Raw genomic sequence first — 383 nt, 5'->3', positions numbered from 1 at the left:
GCGGACACGTTCACCGCCACCCACGGCAGATCCAGCGTCTTGACGGTCTCGCAGGCCTCGCGCAGGACCCATGACCCTAATTGCTGGATCAGTCCCCGCTCCTCGGCCACCGGAACGAACAGGGCCGGTGACAGGACTCCACGGACAGGATGGTCCCATCGCACGAGCGCCTCGGCGCCGAGTATGGTCTGCTTGTCGAGCGCGTAGATCGGCTGGTAGACGAGATACAGACCCCGGTCGTCCGTCAGCGCGACGCGCAGGTCGCGCTCGATCGCCTGTTTCTCGTGCACGGCGTCGTCCAGCTCAGGATAGAAGACGCAATACTGTCCCTTGCCGGCACCTTTTGCCTCGTAGAGCGCGATATCGGCCTTGCGTGACAGATC

Annotated in this window: 1 protein-coding gene; it reads right to left on the bottom strand. The window is 64.0% G+C overall.

Annotated features, from left to right (window positions below; all coding sequences use genetic code 11):
* Positions 1 to 383: EAL domain-containing protein (locus tag Q1A87_RS23860; RefSeq protein WP_299657393.1), on the bottom strand; the 383-nt coding region annotated here is incomplete at both ends.

Source organism: uncultured Jannaschia sp., from assembly GCF_947494055.1.
Lineage (GTDB): Bacteria > Pseudomonadota > Alphaproteobacteria > Rhodobacterales > Rhodobacteraceae > Jannaschia.
This window is presented reverse-complemented; position numbering and strand designations above follow the sequence as displayed.